The organism is Halomonas halmophila, from assembly GCF_006540005.1.
Classification (GTDB): domain Bacteria; phylum Pseudomonadota; class Gammaproteobacteria; order Pseudomonadales; family Halomonadaceae; genus Halomonas; species Halomonas halmophila.
The window spans coordinates 16,828-34,379 of the sequence record NZ_BJOC01000039.1 but is presented as its reverse complement, the minus strand read 5'-3'; the positions used below and the strand labels follow the sequence as shown (position 1 = coordinate 34,379).

The following is a 17,552-nucleotide window of genomic DNA, read 5'->3' as shown; positions in this document are numbered from 1 at the left end:
TTTCAGTTCCCGGTTGGCTTCGCGCAGGGAAGGTTCGCTGCCGCCCAGGCAGCTTAGAAAGTGGATAAGCCTCGCGATGCTCGACGTTGCCCGTTCGCTGCCGCGCAAGCAGCCACGAGTACTGCAGGTAGCTATGGTAGTAGAGGCTGCTTCGTCTAGAACTAAGCCCACATGGCGAAGCGCTATGAGAGGGGGCACACGCAAGGCACGGCGCAAGGCTGGTTCGCCATCCCCAGATGCCTCACGCTGCTTGCGTAGGACACATCAGACGAATATTGGTCTCTTACGCCGTGTGATGGAAGCATATGCCGAGATGACTGTCGGGGCGCAAGGCTAGCTGGCGAGAGTAAGGAAGAACGTAGCAAAGGGGGAGCTTGCCGCGCGGGAGGCACCCGCGCTAGCCCTCATCAACGCCTATATCCGCGAAGGGGTCGGCAGCCATGCCCAGGACAAGATCATTGCCAGCATAGAACATCAGCAAGAAGTGTGGGTACAAGCGCATGTTGGTCTCTCCCGCTCCCGGGGAAACTTATGCCGGTATCCGGGTATGATCCAGGAGAAGGACTGGCTGTAGCGTCAAAGAGTGATGATTGTGTGGAGTGAGGTCTCACCCCGCGGCGTGTAAAGGTGTGACCCGGGCACGCGGCTGCTGTGCTGCCTGCCAGAGCTCGTACTTGAGCTGCATCTCCAGCCACATCTCTGCGCTGGTGCCAAGCGCCTGCTCAAGGCGTAGCGCCATGTCGGCTGAAATGCCGGCGTTACCGTTGAGGATGCGAGACAGCGCGGCGCGCGTTATGCCCAAGCGCCTGGCGGCTTCGGTGACCGAGATGTCGCCGATGTACTCGCGCAGCACGGCGCCGGGATGCGCGGGGTTGTGCATGCGGTTCATGCGACCTCCTAGTGGTAATCCTGATAGTCCACCAAGATGGCGTCTTCGCCATCAAAGGTGAAGGTGAGTCGCCAGTTCCCATTGACGGTGATGGTCCAGTGTCCGCTCAACACTACCTCCAGCACTTCCCTTAACCGGTTAGGAAAGTTGTTGAACAAGCCGTCGACGCCCCAGTCGAGCAGCTGGCGCATGCTGGCCTTGTCGTTGGCGTGGGGCTGCGCGATCGCCGACGCCACTGGGTGGTTAACGCTACTATTGCTCGGATGGCATCAACGATGGTGCTCAGAACGATACGGTTCCTTGAAGGCATCAGTTGGCACGCCGAAACGTTTGGATAGCCCGCAGATCTGGCGCCAGTTCAGGGAGCGCTTGCCAGCCAGGATGGCGGATACAACGGGTTGGGGGCCGATTTCCGGCATATGGCGCTGCGTCACCCCATGCGATTCCATGAGGTAACGGAGCACGTCAACGCTGGAAGCTTCTGGCATCGGCCGATGCTCTTCATCGTAGGCTTCGATGATGTCGCCCAAGCGTGCCGCTAGGCCCGCCAGCGGGTGATCTTCATCATCGCCCACCATGTCGAGGAGTGCATCCAGCGCCTCAACCTTGGCGTCGTAACCCTCTTCGTTCTCGGGTTCGGTGAGCAGGGGCGCGATATGCGGCCAATGCATGGCCGCTTGATCAAGAATGGCGCTCATGGGTCAGCCCCCCCGTTGCCGTACACGCTGTGATCGAGCATGACACGAATATAGACCCGCTTGGCGCGGATGTGTACGGCTCTGCTTCTATTGCCACCTGAGTCCTAGATATGGCGGTTTCTGGCTTTATACGATGCCGACAAGCGAGTTATGGGTTAGTCCTTTCCTGTTTCCTGCCTGTCTGCCAGCACCTCCTCCAAGCGATCAGGGAAGTTGGTGAACAGGCCGTCGACGCCCCAGTCGAGCAGTTGGCGCATGCTGGCCTGGTCGTTGATGGTGTAGCTGTGCACCAGCAGGTCGTTGGCGTGGGCTTGCTTGATAAAGCTCTCGTCGATGACGGTCTGGCCGTCGTACTGGTAGTTGGGGCCGACGCCCACGGCGTAGTCGGCGATGGCCTGGAAATCGGCGTCGGTGATTTCGGCGGGGGCGGGCGTCACGCCGGTCCATTCCTCGAGGCTGCCGTCATCGCCGGGGGAGTACCAGAGCAGCTGCACCAGGGGGATATCGGGGTTGAGGCCGTGCACTTCCTGCAGGCTGGGCTGGCTGAACGACTGGATGACCACCGAGCCGGCCTGCACCAGGCCTGCGGCCTCGAGCTTGCTGACCAGGGCGCTCTGCAGCTTGGGGTAGTCTTCGGGAGACTTGGTCTCGATGTAGTAGCGCACGTCCTGCCCGTAGCGTTCGATCACTTCGTCGAGGGTCAGCAGCCGGGCGTTCTGGTAGGCGTCGTCGGCGTGTTTGGGGTGGGCCGCGTTGAACCAGCTGCCGGCGTCGAGCGTCTTGAGTTCGCTGAGGTCGTGCTCCTTGACCGGGCCCTGGCCGTCGGTGGTGCGCTCCAGGCTGGTGTCGTGAATGGCTATCAGGTGGCCGTCGGCGCTCATGTGAACGTCCAGCTCCAGGTAGTCGGCACCCATGGCCACGGCCTTGTCGTAGGCGTGCCAGGTGTGTTCCGGGGCGTGGCCGCTGGCACCGCGGTGGGCGATGACCTGGAAGTTCTGGAGGTCCTGGCGCTGTTGGGCCAGGGCGCCGTTCTGGGCCTGGGCGACCATGGGGGCCAGGAGGCCGGTGGTGCCGAGCAGTACGAGGCTGGAGGAGAGGGCACGAAGGTGAGTCAAGGTGGTATTCCTTTGTTGAATATTCGTGCAATAACCTAACCGGCCTGCTGCGGCCCTGCAAATCGACCCCCTTCGGGGCGTGCTGTGTTTAGATGGCGGCATTGCCGTTTAGAACCGATCGAGGGAGGCCGTCATGGCAGTATCCGCGGAAGCTCAGCGAGCGCTCGAGGCGCTTGATGCCCTGCACGCGGAGGATCCGCGCCGGGTGGAGGTCGAGGGGCAGTCCTTGCCCAAGGAGCTATGGCACGCCGGGCGCATGAGTGCCTGGTTGGAGCGGCTGGAGGCGGCGCCGGATGAGCTGGTGCAGCTGGCGGTGCGTGGCCAGCACCTGCAGCGCTGGCAGGTGCCGCGAGATGAATATGAGCAAGGTCGGGTCGGGTATCTCACCTGGCGGCGCGATCAGGGCAAGCGTGCCGGCGAGATCACGGCGCGGCTGATGCGCGAGGCCGGCTTCGATGAGCAGAGTGCCGAGCAGGTGGCGCGCATGATCCGCAAGCAGGGGCTGGGTCGGGAGGCCGGGACCCAGGCTGTGGAAGACTGCGCCTGTCTGGTCTTTCTGGAAAATTACTTTGCGGACTTTTCGCAGCAGGTGGAGCGTGACCACTTGATCCGCATTGTGCGCAAGACCTGGGGCAAGATGTCGCCGCAGGCACGCGAGCTGGCGCTGGGCCTGCCGATGAGCGAGGAAGCCAGGGAGCTCGTCGAGGCGGCACTGGCCTCGTGAGCCCTGGCTTGTCGGTCCTCGTCGGGTGCTTGGCTTACAGCGCCTCGTCGAGCAGGGTCTGGAAGGCGGCCCAGGATTTTTGATCGGCGCGTTTCTGGTAGGCGTCGCTGCCCAGCACGGTGAAGGCGTGGGGGGCGCCGGAGTAGACCTCGATCTCGTAGGTGGCGCCGGCGGTTTCCAGCTCTTCGGATAGCGTGGCGACGTCCTCCATGGAGATGGAGCTGTCGGCGCCGCCATGGGCGACCAGCAGGGGCGGCATGTCGGCCGGGTAGGACTGACCCTCGGGGGTGCCCAGGCCGCCGTGGAAGGTGGCGTAGCCGTTCACGTTTTCGGCTTGTCCGGAGCGGGCCAGTTCCAGCACCACGGCGCCGCCGAAGCAGTAGCCCATGACCACGGTGGGCCGCGCCGCGCCTTGCTGGCGGGCTTCTTCCAGGCCGGCCAGGGTCAGCTGGCGCATGCGTTCGCGGTCGTCGTAGAGCTTGGCGGTCTCGGCCTTCTTGGCGTCGGTTTCCACCGGACGGTTGCCCTTGCCGTAGAGATCGACGGCGAAGGCGTCATAGCCCTGGGCGGCGAGCATGTCGGCGCGCTGGCGCTCGTAGTCGGTCAGGCCATCCCAGTCGTGGATGATCAGCACGGTGCCGCGGGCTTCGTCCGGAGCGCTGGCAAGGTAGCCGCTGAAGGTGTCGCCGCCTTGCTGGTAGTCGATCGTCTGGCCGCTGCTCGCGTCGGCCATGGCGGTGCCGCTGAGGCTGGCGAGCAGCAGGCTGCCGAGCATCAGTCGCGCGCCGTGACAGGGGGTGCGGTGGATCATGGTCGGTCTCCCGGTAATGGTGGGCCAGCGCCGCAGGGACGAGGAGCGGGCTGTGCATGAGAGTGTAGACCCATGGCGCGGCCTTGTGCCTACCGTTGGCAGCCATGGCTTGAGTTTTGTGGCCCTTCCTTCCAGATTAGGTAGGTGTATTCCTGTGCAACCTGAAACGAGACCAACAATCATGAAAAAACGCGTTCTAGCGATGGCAGTAGCGGCCTCCTCCGTGGCGTTCACGGGCATGGCCCAGGCAGAGGTCAAGATCGGCTTTCTGGGTGGCTTCACCGGGGGCATCGAGAGCCTGACGCCGCCGATCTTCAATGGTGCTAAGCTGGCGGTTCAGCAGATCAATAAACAGGGCGGTGTGCTGGATGGCCAGGACATCGTCATGCCCACCGGCGATACCACCTGCTCGGATGCCTCGGCGGCCTCCAACGCGGCGGACCGCATGGTCAACACCGAGAATGTAACGGCGATTGTCGGCGCCCTCTGCACCGGCGCCACCGTGGCGGCGGCCAATAATGCGGCCGTGCCGGGTGGCGTGACCATGGTATCTCCGGCTTCCACGGCGCCGGCCGTGTCCAATATCGAAGACAACGACCTGGTGTTTCGCACCGTGCCGTCGGATGCCTTCCAGGGCAGGATGCTCGCCAAGCTGCTGATGGACAAGGGCATCGAGGAAGTCGTGGTCACCTATGTGAACAACGACTATGGCAGTGGTCTGGCGGAAGCCTTCACCACCGCCTTCGAGGAAGAGGGCGGTACGGTGGCGGCCAACGTGCCCCACACGGATAACCGGGCGGACTACCGGGCGGAGCTGGGTAAGCTGGCTGCCACCGGTGTGCCCAACCTGGTGGTGTTGGCCTATGCCGATACCTCGGGCCAGACGGTCATGCGCCAGGCTTACGAGAGCGGCATGTTTACCCAGTACATCGGGGCGGATGGCATGGTCGGCGACAGCCTGGTCGATGCCATTGGCGCGGATGTCCTGGAGGGCATGATCGCCACGCGGCCGGGCAGCCCGGACCTCCCAGGTACCGAGATCTTCAACGAGGCGGCCAAGGCGGCCGATGTCGACCCGAGCGCGGTGTTTGCCGCCCAGGCCTACGATGCCGCTTTCCTGCTGGGCCTGGCCATCGAGCAGAACGGCAACGCCGAGCGCGAGGGGCTGTCCGAGGCTCTGCGCAGTGTTGCTTCGGCGCCGGGTGAGGTCGTCCTGCCGGGCGAGTGGGAGAAGGCCAAGGAACTGATCGCGGCGGGCACCGAGGTCAACTACGAAGGCGCCTCCGGTACGCATGAGTTCGACAAGAGCGGCGACGTGCCTGGCGTGGTGGTCGAGATGGCCGTCGAGGACGGCTCCTTCGTCAGCAAGGGCCAGGTCAAGCCCGAAAGTGCGGAAGGTGGCAGTGAAGGGGGCGAACAGGATACCGGTTCCTGAACCGGTAAGCTGAGCCATACTCCTCTTGGCAACGCTTTCGCGCTAGCTGGGAAACCTCAAGGGCCTCGGTCATACGACCGGGGCCCTTGTTTTTGCAGGTATGCAGCCCTGAATCAGCCGTGGTGGCGTACCTTCTCGGGCAGCATGCCCTTGGGTGCGAAGCGCAGCACCAGGCTGATCAGCAAGCCGATGACGAACACCCTGGCCTGCAAGGCGCGACTGTCCAGGTTGGTCGGCACATCCCAGCCGAACACCCCCGCTCCGGCATTGGCCGCCCACTCCATCAGGCTCAGGGCCAGCGGCCCGGACATGATCCAGATGATGTAGACCGCCACGGCGCCGAAGATGGTGCCCAGGTTGTTGCCCGGCCCGCCGAGGATGACCATGACCAGCACCAGGAAGGTGTGGTTGAGCGGCAGGTACCCCACCGGGTCGAAGAGGCTGTTGAAGCTGGCCAGCACGGCGCCACCGATACCCATCAGGATGCAACCCAGCACGAAGATTTCCAGCCGGCGCTTGTTGATGTCCTTGCCCATGGCCGCGGCCGAGACTTCGTTATCGCGGATGGCGCGGATCATGCGCCCCCAGGGGGCGTTGTAGGCACGGTGTAGCAGGAAGAAGATCACCGCAATGATCACGGCCGTGACCGACAGGTATATGGCACGTGCCAGGGTAAAGCCGACCTCGCTCGGTTCCGGCACCGGCCATGGCAGGGGCGAGACGGTGGCCGTGCCACGGGTCAGCCAGTCGGCGTTCTTGAGAAACGCCTTGATGATCTCGGCGATGCCGATGGTGGCGATGGCCAGGTAGTCGCTGCGCAGGCCCAGGCAGACGTGGCCGATGAAGTAGCCGACGCCACCGGCCAGGGCGCCGCCGATGATCCAGCCGAACCAGACCGGCAGGTTCATGCCGCCGATGAAGCCGGCCTGGGATTCGATCTGGCCGGCCACCTCACGGAAGTTGCTGATCACCACCAGGTAAAGCACGACGCCGAGGATGACGGCGATGGTCGTGCGCAGCGGCCTAGGCACGCCGATGCGATTCAGACGCGTGGCAGCCACCACCAACACGAAGGCGCCGACCATGTAGAGCAGCGCCTTGCCCAGTTCGCCGGGCAGTTCGCTGTTCCAGAAGGCGTCATTGACCGGGATGCTGAAGAACATGGCGCAGAAGCCGCCCAGGGCGACGAAGCCCATCACGCCGGCATTGAACTGGCCGGCATAGCCCCATTGGATGGTCAGACCCAGGGCCAGTATGGCGTAACAGGCGGATTCGACCAGCATGCGAGTGCCGTAGGCGGCGCCCATGGTGGCGTAGACCCACAGCACCACGCCCAGCAGGCCCAGGAAGAGGACCGTTTCGCGCAGCGGAAAGCGCCGCGGCGACGCGACACTGTCGGCTTGTTGAGGTTCCGGGGAAGGTTCTGTGTGATGTGACTGTGTCATGTGATCACCTTGCCCTTGAAGATGCCGGTGGGGCGCCACACCAGGATGGCGACGAGGATGAAGAAGGGCACCACGATCTTGTACTCGGTGCCGACGAAGGCCAGGTTGCTGGGCAGTTCCAGCCACTCGGGCAAGCTATCGCGGAAGGGACGCAACAATAGGCCCCAATTGAAGACTGCCAGGGCTTCGGCGAAGCCGACCACGAAGCCGCCGGCAATGGCGCCGAAGGGATGCCCGACGCCACCGACGATGGCCGCGGCGAAGATTGGCAGCAGCAGGAAGAAGCTGAGGTCGGGCTTGAAGGTGACATCCAGCGACAGCAGGGTGCCGGCGATGGCCGCCAGGCCGCCGGCGAGCATCCAGGTCACCGCGACGATGGTGTTGGTGTTGATGCCCGAGGCCTGGGCCAGGTCAGGGTTGTCGGACATGGCGCGCATGGCCTTGCCGAGCCGCGATCGGCTGAGAAAAAGGTGAAGGCCGATGACGCTGATGATGGTCAGGCCGAACAGGTAGAGCTGCGGCTCGGTGATGACCACGGGCACTCGCACGCTTTCGATGGGTACCGGCAGGCGGAAGATTTCCTTGCGGTCATCCACGTACAGGCTCGAGCCTCCGGTGCCGGCGAACAGGCGGATCAGGCCCTGCAGCATCAGGGTCACGCCCAGCGAGGCGATGACCATGACGATGGGTTTGACGCCATGGGCGCGCAGCGGCTTGTAGAAGGTGCGGTCGATGCCCACCGCCAGGCCGGCGGTCAGCGCCATGGCCAGCGGCATCAGCAAAATCGGCGTGGGAATGCCGATGGCCGCACCGGCCTGCGGAAAGAGGGTGGTCAGCAGCAGCACCATGAAGGCGCCGAAGGTCATCATGTCGCCATGCGCGAAGTGGGCGAAGCGCATGATGCTGAAGATCAGCGTTACGCCCACGGCACCCATGGCATAGATCGAACCGGACACGCTGCCGGAGATCACCACGTAGTTGATGAAGAAGATGAGTTCGTTCAAGGCACAGCCTCCAGATGGTTCCGTCGATGCCGAGCCAGGCTCAGCCGCCCAGAAAGCTCTTGGCGACATCCGGGTCGGCCAGCAGGGCCGCGCCGGTATCGGTGAAACGGTTCTGGCCAGCGGCCAGTACGAAGCCTTTGTCGGCGATGGCGAGCGCCTGCTTGGCGTTCTGCTCGACCATCAGGATGCCGACGCCGGCGGCGTTGACTTCCTTGACCCGCTCGAAGATCTCGTTCATGTACAGCGGCGAGAGGCCGGCGGTCGGTTCGTCGAGCAGCAGCAGGTCGGGCTCGGGCATCAGGGCACGGCCCATGGCCACCATCTGGCGTTGGCCACCCGAAAGCTCGCCGGCTGGCTGGTGGCGCTTTTCCTGCAGGGGCGGGAAGAACTCGTAGACGCGTTCCAGCATGCGTTTGACGTTGTCCGGCTTCAGGTAGGCGCCCATCTCCAGGTTTTCCTGCACCGTCATGCTCGGAAAGACGTTGTGCTCCTGGGGCACGAAGCCCATGCCGCGGCGTACCAGCTTGTTGGGCGGCAGGTTGTGGATGGGGTCGCCGTTGAGCAGGATTTCGCCCTGGTTGACCGTGAGCAGGCCGAAGATGGCCTTGAGCATGGTCGACTTGCCGGCGCCGTTGGGGCCGACGATGACGCCGACCTCGCTGGCCTCGATGGCCATGTTCACCCCGTTGAGGATGTTCATGCCGCCGTAGCCGCCATGCACGTCGCGTGCGTCGAGTAGAGGCATAAGGTTTGGATCTCTGCGTACGAGGCTGCGGAAATAAGGCCGTGTGCCTGTGCCTGGTGGCTGCCGGGCCGGGCTAGCCAGTCAGTATTTCCGTGTTGCCCCCTTGTTGTTCATGAGCTGCCGAGGTCGGACTCGCGTTCAGGCCACATTGGCACCGAAGTAGGCCTCGATCACTCTTTGATCGTTGCGAATCTGTTCGATGGTGCCTTCGACCATCACGCTGCCCTGGGCCAGCACGATCACTGGATCGCAGAGGCGCGCGATCATGTCCATGTCGTGTTCGATGACCAGGAAGGTGTAGCCCATCTCCTGGTTAAGACGCTCGATGTTGCGAATCAGGTCGCCCAGCAGGGTGCGGTTGACCCCGGCGGCGATCTCGTCGAGCAGCACGACCTTGGCATCGGTCATCATGGTGCGGCCGAGTTCGAGCAGTTTCTTCTGCCCGCCGGAGAGGTTGCCGGCCAGTTCGTTGCGCACGTGATGCAGGCCGATGAAGTCGATGACCTCGTGGGCGCGGCGGCGTACCTCGGCTTCTTCCCGGCCCACGGTGCCGGGTTTGAACCAGGTGCTGAAGAGGTTCTCGCCGGCCTGACGGGGCGGCACCATCATCAGGTTCTCGAGTGCCGTCATGTGCGCGAATTCGTGGGCGATCTGAAAGGTGCGAAGCAGGCCCTTGTGGAAGAGTTCGTTGGCGGGGCGGTTGGTGATGTCCTCGCCTTCCAGCTCGACCCGGCCGCTGTCGAGCGGCAGGGCGCCGGCGATGATGTTGAACAGGGTCGACTTGCCGGCGCCATTGGGGCCGATCAGCCCGGTGACGGAGCCTCGGCCGACCTGGATCGAGCAGTCGTCGATGACCTGCAGGCCGCCGAAGGCCTTGTTGACGTTGTGGACGTCGATGATGGCAGACATGGTGGGGATTCCGTCTGTGTCATTCATTGTTTTGCCATGGCGGATCACGCCATGGCTTGTTGTTCACGGCTCGGTGTTGCGTGCCCCGGCGGAGTGGTGTCGCCACCCGGTCCTGAGGGCTCAGCGGCTGCGCGGGTGTTCCGCCCGCATGATACGACTGGCGGCAAAAGCCCCCACGATCACTGTGGCACCGATCAGGGGCAGCAGATAGCCGTCAATCTGCGGGATGGCGCGCAGGAAGACGAACGCCACCGCTGCCGGCGATATAAAGCGTACCAGAAAGCGCCAGGTGTGCAGCCATCCTTCGCTGGTCCGCAATTCCTTCATGATTTCACCATGAGTCAACGCCCAGCCGGCAAAGAGCGCGACCATCAGGCCACCGAGCGGCATGAGGATATGCGTGAGCAGCTCCATCAGCTGGAAAGCGTTGATGCCCAGGAGGTCGTGGAAGGGGCTGTCGCTGGACCAGACGTTGAAACTGAAGACGGTGAGCAGACCGAGGGTCCAGCTGGCGATCACCATGGCCGTCACGGATTGCGCCCGGGTCAGGTCGAAGCGTTCGACCAGGAAGGCGGCGACCGGCTCGATCATCGAGATGGCCGAGCTGATCGCGGCACCCAGTACCAGGATGAAGAAGACCGCACCGACCAGCGAGCCGCCCGGCATTTCGACGAAGGCCAGCGGCAGGGTGATGAACATCAGGCCCGGGCCTTCGGCGGGATCCAGGCTGGCGCCGAAGACCAGGGCGAAGATGGCCAGGCCGGCGATCAGGGCCACAACGGTATCGATGACCACGATGGCCAGTGCCGTGCGGCTCAGCGAGATCTCACCGGGCATGTAAGCGCCATAGGCCATGAGGGCGCCCATGCCCAGGCTCAGGGTGAAGAAGGATTGGCCCATGGCGGCCAGCCAGCCTTCAAAGCTGAGGTCGCTCAACTGCAGGGTCAGCAGGAAATCGACCGCCGCCGGCATGTTGCCGTGCATGACGCTGTAGGCGAGGATCACCACCAGAATGGCCAGCAAGGCCGGCATCATCAAACGCAGGCCGTTCTCGATGCCGCGATGTACGCCAAGGCCGACGATCAGCCCCGAGGCGGCGATGAACAGAGTGTGATAGAGCGTCAGCAGCGACGGCGAGGCGAGCAGGCTCTGGAAGCTGCTGGAGGCGAGCTCGGCATCGGCGTTGGCCAGCGCACCGGTCAGCATGCGCCAGGTATAGTGCAGCGCCCAGCCGGCAATTACCGAGTAGAAGCTGAGGATGATCAGGGCCGCGGCGGCACTCAACCAGCCGATCGATTCCCAGGCCCGCGAGGCGTTGTGGGTGCGGCTCAGAAAGCGCATGCCCATGATCGGGCTGCGCCGGCTGCTGCGTCCCAGCAGGATCTCGGCGATCAGGATGGGCACGCCGACGATGCACAGCGTGACGATGTAAATCAGCAGGAAGGCGCCGCCGCCGTTCTCGCCGGCCAGGTACGGGAAGCGCCACAGGTTGCCCAGCCCGACCGCCGAGCCGACGGCGGCCAACAGGAAGGTCCCCTTGTGCGTCCAGATGTTGTTCGTGCTCATGGAGGTCCTGCCATTGCCGTGTCGCTTCGGTCCGCTGCCGCCTGCTGCGTCAGGCGTTCGGTATGAGTCGCTGCTGGTGCTCGGCCATCGGGCTCGAGGCTGGCCTCGTCCCGTGTGCCGCAAGTTCCCAGGCTGAAAGATGCCGCACTTTGCTGCTTTGCCGCATCGGCGTCAACTCTGCGCCATCGAGGTGCTACCTGGCTAGTGTGCGAGCGTTTAGGCGTCGTTGGGCGAACGACTGGCAATGGCGCCCCGGATCAGTCTTCCGCTTCCTCGTCGTCTGCCTGGGGGTGGCCGGGTTCCAGGGCGCGCGCGCTATCGGGCAGGCGCACGGTATCGCCTACCGAAAGGTCGCCGAGACTCTGCTGGCGTTTGCCGTCGGCGGAGGCGATCAGGGCCACCACGTCGCCGATGTTGGTGCCGTCGTCGAGTCGGGCTTCCACGCGAACCCGCACTGTGGCGCCCTTGTACAGCCCCGAGATGATGCTGCCGACATGCGGCTCGGGGAAGTCGTCCGGGTGGTCGGCGAAGTAGCGCAGCACGCTCTTGTCACCCGGCTGGTCCCACTCGATGTGTTTGTGCATGAGCGTACCTCGTGTGTCAGGGTTATCTGGGCGTGGCGCGCTTACTGCACCGTGGTCACGCCGGGTGGGGCGTCGAAGCGCACCTCTTCCCAGCCGACGGTGATGGTTTCGCCGATCAGCTCCTTGGCGGACTTGGCGCCTGCGCCGCCCAGGCCGAGAATCTCGGCGACAAACTTGCCGTCCGGCAGGCGTTCGGTGACGCGGCAGTTGAGCACGCGCCCTAGGTTGTCCTGCACGAAGAACTCCTGTCCTTCCTGCAGCTTCTTGGCATTGCTGTCGGGTGCCTCAACGGGTTTGAGCGAAAAATCGGCCATCTGAGTGTCACTCCATCGCAGTGAGTAAGGAACCTTCAGCCTATCATTCGGCAGTCGTCGCGACGACTGCCTGTTGGCGGGGGGCATTTCGCAAGTCGTCAGGGGATACGCAAGCCTCAGTATATGAGGCAGGTGATCAATTTTTGCACAACGTCGGACAGTGTCCGCATCGCCTATGCCGCGCGTTATCCCGAGCGGGTCAGTCACCTGATTCTCTACAATGCCTATGCCCATGGCGCCTATTCCGCGGGCGTCAACCAACAGCAGTCCGATGAGGCCCGCGCACTGGAGCAGCTGATCGAAGTCGGCTGGGGCCACCCCAACAGCGCCATTCGTGAGGTCTTCGCCCGGCTGATGTCACCCCGCGAAGCGGCTGACCAGGTGGTGTGGTGGGAGCAGCTGCAGCGCTATACCGCGGAGCCGGATGATGCGGTGCGACTATAACTTCATGATGGACGAGGGCAGCGAGCGCATTCAGGCGACCTATGGCGCCAACTATCCGCGGTTGGCGCGGATCAAGGGGCGCTACGATCCGGACAACACCTTCCGCGTCAACCAGAACATCCGGCCAGACACGACCAGCCAGCAAAAAGCCCACCGCTGAGGGTGGGCTTGGCGTGATGCCGAAAGGCCGGATGGCGCTCAGTTCTTCTTGGAGCGCTTGCGCTCGTTCTCGGACAGCAGCTTCTTGCGCAGGCGGACGTGGTTGGGGGTGACCTCGACGATTTCGTCGTCGTCGAGGAATTCCACGGCCTGCTCCAGGGTGAAGCGCACGGGCGGTGTGAGCACCAGGGCTTCGTCACTGCCGGAAGAACGCATGTTGTCGAGCTTCTTGGCCTTGGTCGGGTTGACCACCATGTCTTCGGCACGGTTGTTGATGCCGATCAGCATGCCTTCGTAGACCTCGGTGCCGTGCTCGACGAGCAGCTTGCCGCGATCCTGCAGGGCGAACAGGGCATAGGCCAGGGCCTTGCCGCTGACCATGGACACCAGCACGCCGTTGCGGCGCTCGACGGAGGCTTCGGGGCGCAGCGGACCATAGCAGTCGAAACGGCTGGTCAGGATGCCGGTGCCCGAGGTCAGGGTCAGGAACTGGCCGCGGAAGCCGATCAGGCCGCGTGCCGGGATGCTGAAGTCGAGGCGCACACGACCCTTGCCGTCGGGATGCATGTTCTTGAGCTCGCCCTTGCGGTAGCCGAGCTCTTCCATGATGGCGCCCTGGTGCTGCTCTTCGCAGTCGATGATGACTTCTTCGTAGGGCTCCTGGTTGACGCCATCGATCTCGCGGATGATGACCTCGGGGCGGCCCACCGACAGTTCGAAGCCTTCACGACGCATGCTTTCGATCAGCACGGCCAGGTGCAGCTCGCCACGCCCGGAGACGACGAACTTCTCGGGGCTGTCGCCCTGCTCGACACGCAGCGCCACGTTGTGGATCAGCTCCTGCTCGAGGCGCTCCTTGATGTTGCGGCTGGTGACGAACTTGCCGTCCCGGCCGGCGAACGGCGAGTCGTTGACCTGGAAGGTCATGGAGACGGTCGGCTCGTCGACCGTCAGGGCCGGCAGGGCCTCGACGTTGTTCGGGTCGCAGATCGTGTCGGAAATGGCCAGGTTCTCGATGCCGGTGAGGCAGACGATGTCGCCGGCGGTGGCCTCTTCGGTCTGGACACGCTCCAGGCCCAGGTGGGTCATGACCTGGCCGATCTTGCCGCGTCGCTCCTTGCCTTCCTTGGTGACCACGCTGACCTGCTGGCCGGGGCGCATGGCCCCGCGGGTGATGCGGCCCAGGCCGATGACGCCGACATAGCTGTTGTAGTCCAGCGCCGAGATCTGCATCTGCAGGGCACCTTCGCGCTCGACCTTGGGCGGCTCGACGATATCGACGATGGCACGGAACATGGGGGTCATGTCGTCGGTCAGCTGGTCCGGCTCTTCACCGGCCACGCCGTTGAGGGCGGAGCAGTAGATGATCGGGAAGTCGAGCTGGTCTTCACTGGCGCCCAGGTTGTCGAACAGGTCGAAGATCTGATCGATGACCCAGTCCGGACGCGCGCCCGGGCGGTCGATCTTGTTGACCACGACGATCGGCTTGAGGCCCTGATCGAAGGCCTTCTGGGTAACGAAGCGCGTCTGCGGCATGGGGCCATCGACGGCGTCGACCATCAGCAGCACCGAGTCGACCATCGACATCACGCGCTCGACCTCGCCGCCGAAGTCGGCGTGTCCCGGCGTATCGACGATGTTGATGTGGTAGTCGCGGTCTTCCGGGCTATGCCAGCGGATGGCCGTGTTCTTGGCCAGGATGGTGATGCCGCGTTCCTTCTCCTGGTCGTTGGAGTCCATGATGCGCTCCTGGGCTTCCGCCTTGCGGTCCAGGGTGCCGGACTGCTGGAGGAGCTTGTCGACCAGGGTGGTCTTGCCATGATCGACGTGAGCGATGATGGCAATGTTGCGAAGGTTCGCGATGTTGGAACTTGCGTTCGTGCTCATAGGGTGTGGATCGCCAGTTTGTACGCACCTATGTACACGTTGTGTTCAGTACCCTAGGCGCGGGGCAGGGAAGTTTAGGGCGCGCATTGTACAGGCTAGGCCGGCCAGGTAATAGCGTATTTGTGTGATACGCGCGGCGGGCCGGGTACAAGGCGCGCCACGGTGGGGTTGGCAAGGGCGTGAGAGCGAAGTGCGGGCGGCTGGCCTGGCCGGTCGAGTGCCGGGACGCGAGCGAGTCACTGTGGCGCACCTTTCTGGTGCGTCAGGGTGTTTCGTGCCCTGTTTTGGTTCGCTGAAACGGGCCCTGGATGCCCCTGACGCGGGGGATATCGGCCGCGGCATTCATGTGGGGCATCGCGGGATATAAATTTTTCCCTTTGATATCATGTGGTTATTTTTTTCATCGGTGTGGCGTGCGCCATTTTGGCACGCTTTCTGCTTCATCATTGCAAACGCCATGGTCGTCCTGGCGGTTGTAGGCAGCTGCACCACTGCGTGCTACAACAATGGCTGCCCGGCCAGCGGCCAGGACGCTTTGAATACGCTTCAGAGTTAACGAGCCAAGCTCATTTGTGGAGGACCTCATGTCTGACAAGACTCTCGCCCTGATTGAAGAGCACGATGTGAAGTGGATCGACCTGCGCTTCACCGATACCAAAGGCAAGGAACAGCACGTGACCATCCCGTCTCGGGATGTCGACGAAGAGTTCTTCGAGAACGGCCAGATGTTCGATGGTTCCTCCATCAACGGCTGGAAGGGCATCAACGAGTCGGACATGATCCTGCGTCCGGAAGACGGTACCGGCTATCTCGATCCCTTTACCGAAGACGCGACCCTGGTCCTGCGTTGCGACATCATCGAGCCTGCCACCATGCAGGGTTATGAGCGCGACCCGCGTTCCATCGCCAAGCGTGCCGAGGCCTATCTGCAGTCTTCGGGCCTGGGCGACACCGCCTTCTTTGGCCCGGAGCCCGAGTTCTTCATCTTCGACGAAGTGCACTGGAAAGCCGACATCGAAGGCGCCATGTACAAGATCAGCTCCGAGGAAGGTGCCTGGGCCACCGATCGCCACGTCGAGGGCGGCAACATGGGCCACCGCCCGCGCGTCAAGGGCGGCTACTTCCCGGTGCCGCCGGTCGACAGCTTCCATGACATGCGGGGTGCCATGTGCAACACCCTGGAGGCCATCGGCCAGAGTGTCGAAGTGCATCACCATGAGGTCTCCAACGCCGGCCAGAACGAGATCGGCGTCAAGTTCAACACCCTGGTGAAGAAGGCCGACGAACTTCAGGAAATGAAGTACGTGGTGCACAACGTGGCTCACGCCTACGGCAAGACGGCGACCTTCATGCCCAAGCCGGTGGTGGGCGACAACGGCAGCGGCATGCACGTTCACCAGTCCTTCTGGAAGGACGGCCAGAACCAGTTTGCCGGTGACGAGTACGCCGGCCTCTCGGAAATGGCGCTGTACTACATCGGCGGCGTGATCAAGCACGCACGCGCCCTGAACGCCTTCGCCAACGCTTCGACCAACTCCTACAAGCGTCTGGTGCCGGGCTTCGAGGCGCCGGTGATGCTGGCCTACAGCGCCCGTAACCGCTCCGCCTCCATCCGCATCCCGTATACCGCCAGCCCCAAGGGCAAGCGCGTCGAGCTTCGCTTCCCGGACCCGACCGCCAACCCCTATCTGTGCTTCGCGGCGATGCTGATGGCCGGCATCGATGGCATCAAGAACAAGATCCATCCCGGCGATGCCATGGACAAGAACCTCTATGACCTGCCGCCGGAAGAAGGCAAGGCCATCCCGACCGTGGCCGAGAGCCTGGATCAGGCGCTGGCGGCACTGGATGCCGACCGCAGCTTCCTCACCGAGGGTGGCGTCTTCACCGACGAGATGATCGATGCCTACATCGAGCTCAAGTCCGAGGACATCGAGCGCCTGCGCATGACGACGCATCCGGTCGAGTTCGACATGTACTACAGCTGCTGAGGCGAGGCCGACCCCGGTATCAACAAGGGCACGCCTGCGGGCGTGCCCTTTTTGCTACGTCACCGGCCAGTGGTGCCGGCGATGCGGGCAGGCCGCTGGGCACGGCCCGGCGAACGCCGCGGCGCTGATCTATAGTCGGGGCGTGAGCCCATGTCGGCGTCGAGAACGCCGGGAGCCTGATCATGACCCGCAATGGCCTGCGGGGCCTGGCGCTCTGCCTGACCCTCATCCTCCCCCTGGTCGTGTCCGCCGAGACGCTGTATCGCGCGACCGATGACCAGGGGAGGGTGCGCTACTCGGATGATCCGGCCAGCGGCGGTGAGCCCGTCGAGCTGGCGCCGATCAGCGTGGTGCCGGCCCTGCCGGGGGCGTCGACCGTGGACCGGGCCGCGCCAACGAGAAGGGGCGTCGGGCCGGGTCAGTCTGATGCTGCGCCGCCGGCCTATACCACCTTCGCGATCGCCGCGCCTGCCGACGAGAGCACCCTGCCCACCGGTGCCGCGGGTAATGTGCAGGTGCGCCTGGCCATTCGTCCGGCCCTGCGGGCGGGGCATCGGTGGCGCCTGCGCCTCGATGGGGAACTCGTCGGCAGCGCGACGCGTGAGCCGGCCATCCCGCTCACCAATCTGGCGCGGGGCCGTCACCGCCTACAGGCCGAGCTGCTCGATCAAGGAGCACAGGTGCTGCGCCGCACTCCGGCAGTGACGCTGCATGTGCGCCGCGCCAGCGTCAATCGGCCTGCTGCCGCTTCCCGCGACTGACGTCGCAGCCTGCTCGCTGGGCGTGCATGGGGGGCGCACGGGCTTCTCCAGCCGTGTGCATGCACCATGCT

General features: G+C 64.0%; 19 protein-coding genes. 6 read left to right on the top strand and 13 right to left on the bottom strand.

Features of this window, described 5'->3' with window-relative positions; genetic code table 11:
* Positions 1 to 607: 607 nt before the first annotated feature.
* The 4 genes from HHA01_RS13005 to HHA01_RS12990 form a co-directional block, all read right to left on the bottom strand.
* Positions 608 to 889: a HigA family addiction module antitoxin gene (locus HHA01_RS13005; RefSeq protein ID WP_141321392.1), complete on the bottom strand. Its 282-nt coding sequence runs from the start codon at positions 887 to 889 to the stop codon at positions 608 to 610.
* An 8-nt stretch (positions 890 to 897) separates the two neighbouring features.
* The gene (locus HHA01_RS13000) at positions 898 to 1,080 is read right to left on the bottom strand and encodes a type II toxin-antitoxin system RelE/ParE family toxin (protein WP_141321390.1); all 183 of its coding nucleotides are present in this window, start codon (positions 1,078 to 1,080) and stop codon (positions 898 to 900) included.
* Positions 1,081 to 1,158: 78 nt separating this feature from the next.
* The gene (locus HHA01_RS12995; RefSeq protein WP_141321388.1) at positions 1,159 to 1,587 is read right to left on the bottom strand and encodes a helix-turn-helix domain-containing protein; all 429 of its coding nucleotides are present in this window, start codon (positions 1,585 to 1,587) and stop codon (positions 1,159 to 1,161) included.
* 155 nt (positions 1,588 to 1,742) lie between these two features.
* Entirely contained in the window at positions 1,743 to 2,702 is a 960-nt protein-coding gene (locus tag HHA01_RS12990; protein ID WP_246053904.1) for a glycerophosphodiester phosphodiesterase, read from the bottom strand.
* Between the two features lie 133 nt (positions 2,703 to 2,835).
* Here HHA01_RS12990 and HHA01_RS12985 point away from each other — a divergent pair, with 133 nt between their 5' ends.
* Entirely contained in the window at positions 2,836 to 3,426 is a 591-nt protein-coding gene (locus HHA01_RS12985; RefSeq protein ID WP_141321384.1) for a DUF4202 domain-containing protein, read from the top strand.
* Between the two features lie 34 nt (positions 3,427 to 3,460).
* Here the strand turns inward: HHA01_RS12985 and HHA01_RS12980 are convergent, their stop codons facing one another.
* Entirely contained in the window at positions 3,461 to 4,237 is a 777-nt protein-coding gene (locus HHA01_RS12980; protein WP_174787736.1) for a dienelactone hydrolase family protein, read from the bottom strand.
* A gap of 178 nt (positions 4,238 to 4,415) precedes the next feature.
* Between HHA01_RS12980 and HHA01_RS12975 the strand changes: the two genes are divergently transcribed.
* Positions 4,416 to 5,672 carry an ABC transporter substrate-binding protein gene (locus HHA01_RS12975; protein ID WP_141321394.1) on the top strand — a complete coding sequence of 419 codons (1,257 nt, stop codon included), beginning with the start codon at positions 4,416 to 4,418 and terminating at the stop codon, positions 5,670 to 5,672.
* Positions 5,673 to 5,785: 113 nt separating this feature from the next.
* Here the strand turns inward: HHA01_RS12975 and HHA01_RS12970 are convergent, their stop codons facing one another.
* From HHA01_RS12970 to HHA01_RS12940, 7 genes are all read right to left on the bottom strand, one after another.
* The gene (locus tag HHA01_RS12970) at positions 5,786 to 7,117 is read right to left on the bottom strand and encodes a branched-chain amino acid ABC transporter permease (protein WP_141321382.1); all 1,332 of its coding nucleotides are present in this window, start codon (positions 7,115 to 7,117) and stop codon (positions 5,786 to 5,788) included.
* On the bottom strand, positions 7,114 to 8,121 hold the full coding sequence (locus tag HHA01_RS12965; protein ID WP_141321380.1) for a branched-chain amino acid ABC transporter permease: 1,008 nt from the start codon (positions 8,119 to 8,121) through the stop codon (positions 7,114 to 7,116). Before HHA01_RS12965 ends, HHA01_RS12970 begins: the two co-directional genes overlap by 4 nt.
* Positions 8,122 to 8,161: 40 nt before the next feature.
* The gene (locus HHA01_RS12960) at positions 8,162 to 8,866 is read right to left on the bottom strand and encodes an ABC transporter ATP-binding protein (RefSeq protein ID WP_141321378.1); all 705 of its coding nucleotides are present in this window, start codon (positions 8,864 to 8,866) and stop codon (positions 8,162 to 8,164) included.
* 138 nt (positions 8,867 to 9,004) lie between these two features.
* On the bottom strand, positions 9,005 to 9,775 hold the full coding sequence (locus tag HHA01_RS12955) for an ABC transporter ATP-binding protein (protein WP_141321376.1): 771 nt from the start codon (positions 9,773 to 9,775) through the stop codon (positions 9,005 to 9,007).
* 120 nt (positions 9,776 to 9,895) lie between these two features.
* Positions 9,896 to 11,341: a sodium-dependent transporter gene (locus HHA01_RS12950; protein WP_141321375.1), complete on the bottom strand. Its 1,446-nt coding sequence runs from the start codon at positions 11,339 to 11,341 to the stop codon at positions 9,896 to 9,898.
* A gap of 257 nt (positions 11,342 to 11,598) precedes the next feature.
* Positions 11,599 to 11,925 carry a hypothetical protein gene (locus HHA01_RS12945; protein ID WP_141321373.1) on the bottom strand — a complete coding sequence of 109 codons (327 nt, stop codon included), beginning with the start codon at positions 11,923 to 11,925 and terminating at the stop codon, positions 11,599 to 11,601.
* A gap of 41 nt (positions 11,926 to 11,966) precedes the next feature.
* Positions 11,967 to 12,239 carry a hypothetical protein gene (locus HHA01_RS12940; protein ID WP_141321371.1) on the bottom strand — a complete coding sequence of 91 codons (273 nt, stop codon included), beginning with the start codon at positions 12,237 to 12,239 and terminating at the stop codon, positions 11,967 to 11,969.
* A 132-nt stretch (positions 12,240 to 12,371) separates the two neighbouring features.
* Between HHA01_RS12940 and HHA01_RS12935 the strand changes: the two genes are divergently transcribed.
* Both HHA01_RS12935 and HHA01_RS12930 read left to right on the top strand, forming a co-directional pair.
* Positions 12,372 to 12,683, top strand: coding sequence for a hypothetical protein (locus HHA01_RS12935; protein WP_141321369.1), 312 nt, complete (start codon positions 12,372 to 12,374; stop codon positions 12,681 to 12,683).
* On the top strand, positions 12,667 to 12,843 hold the full coding sequence (locus HHA01_RS12930) for a BBE domain-containing protein (RefSeq protein WP_218023812.1): 177 nt from the start codon (positions 12,667 to 12,669) through the stop codon (positions 12,841 to 12,843). Before HHA01_RS12935 ends, HHA01_RS12930 begins: the two co-directional genes overlap by 17 nt.
* 38 nt (positions 12,844 to 12,881) lie before the next feature.
* Here the strand turns inward: HHA01_RS12930 and typA are convergent, their stop codons facing one another.
* Entirely contained in the window at positions 12,882 to 14,729 is a 1,848-nt protein-coding gene (typA, locus tag HHA01_RS12925) for a translational GTPase TypA (RefSeq protein ID WP_141321365.1), read from the bottom strand.
* 584 nt (positions 14,730 to 15,313) lie between these two features.
* Between typA and glnA the strand changes: the two genes are divergently transcribed.
* Both glnA and HHA01_RS12915 read left to right on the top strand, forming a co-directional pair.
* Positions 15,314 to 16,720 (top strand): glutamate--ammonia ligase, encoded by a 1,407-nt coding sequence (gene glnA / locus HHA01_RS12920; RefSeq protein ID WP_141321363.1) that lies wholly within the window; start codon positions 15,314 to 15,316, stop codon positions 16,718 to 16,720.
* A 182-nt stretch (positions 16,721 to 16,902) separates the two neighbouring features.
* Positions 16,903 to 17,481: a DUF4124 domain-containing protein gene (locus HHA01_RS12915; RefSeq protein ID WP_141321361.1), complete on the top strand. Its 579-nt coding sequence runs from the start codon at positions 16,903 to 16,905 to the stop codon at positions 17,479 to 17,481.
* Positions 17,482 to 17,552: the final 71 nt, after the last annotated feature.

What these genes read in the sequence shown, in the direction of transcription:
- HHA01_RS13005 (WP_141321392.1), bottom strand. Translation starts at nt 889, where the DNA reads ATGAACCGCATGCACAACCCCGCGCATCCCGGCGCCGTGCTGCGCGAG.
- HHA01_RS13000 (WP_141321390.1), bottom strand. Translation starts at nt 1,080, where the DNA reads ATGCGCCAGCTGCTCGACTGGGGCGTCGACGGCTTGTTCAACAACTTT.
- HHA01_RS12995 (WP_141321388.1), bottom strand. Translation starts at nt 1,587, where the DNA reads ATGAGCGCCATTCTTGATCAAGCGGCCATGCATTGGCCGCATATCGCG.
- HHA01_RS12985 (WP_141321384.1), top strand. Translation starts at nt 2,836, where the DNA reads ATGGCAGTATCCGCGGAAGCTCAGCGAGCGCTCGAGGCGCTTGATGCC.
- HHA01_RS12980 (WP_174787736.1), bottom strand. Translation starts at nt 4,237, where the DNA reads ATGATCCACCGCACCCCCTGTCACGGCGCGCGACTGATGCTCGGCAGC.
- HHA01_RS12970 (WP_141321382.1), bottom strand. Translation starts at nt 7,117, where the DNA reads ATGACACAGTCACATCACACAGAACCTTCCCCGGAACCTCAACAAGCC.
- HHA01_RS12960 (WP_141321378.1), bottom strand. Translation starts at nt 8,866, where the DNA reads ATGCCTCTACTCGACGCACGCGACGTGCATGGCGGCTACGGCGGCATG.
- HHA01_RS12955 (WP_141321376.1), bottom strand. Translation starts at nt 9,775, where the DNA reads ATGTCTGCCATCATCGACGTCCACAACGTCAACAAGGCCTTCGGCGGC.
- HHA01_RS12950 (WP_141321375.1), bottom strand. Translation starts at nt 11,341, where the DNA reads ATGAGCACGAACAACATCTGGACGCACAAGGGGACCTTCCTGTTGGCC.
- HHA01_RS12945 (WP_141321373.1), bottom strand. Translation starts at nt 11,925, where the DNA reads ATGCACAAACACATCGAGTGGGACCAGCCGGGTGACAAGAGCGTGCTG.
- HHA01_RS12940 (WP_141321371.1), bottom strand. Translation starts at nt 12,239, where the DNA reads ATGGCCGATTTTTCGCTCAAACCCGTTGAGGCACCCGACAGCAATGCC.
- HHA01_RS12930 (WP_218023812.1), top strand. Translation starts at nt 12,667, where the DNA reads ATGCGGTGCGACTATAACTTCATGATGGACGAGGGCAGCGAGCGCATT.
- typA (WP_141321365.1), bottom strand. Translation starts at nt 14,729, where the DNA reads ATGAGCACGAACGCAAGTTCCAACATCGCGAACCTTCGCAACATTGCC.
- glnA (WP_141321363.1), top strand. Translation starts at nt 15,314, where the DNA reads ATGTCTGACAAGACTCTCGCCCTGATTGAAGAGCACGATGTGAAGTGG.
- HHA01_RS12915 (WP_141321361.1), top strand. Translation starts at nt 16,903, where the DNA reads ATGACCCGCAATGGCCTGCGGGGCCTGGCGCTCTGCCTGACCCTCATC.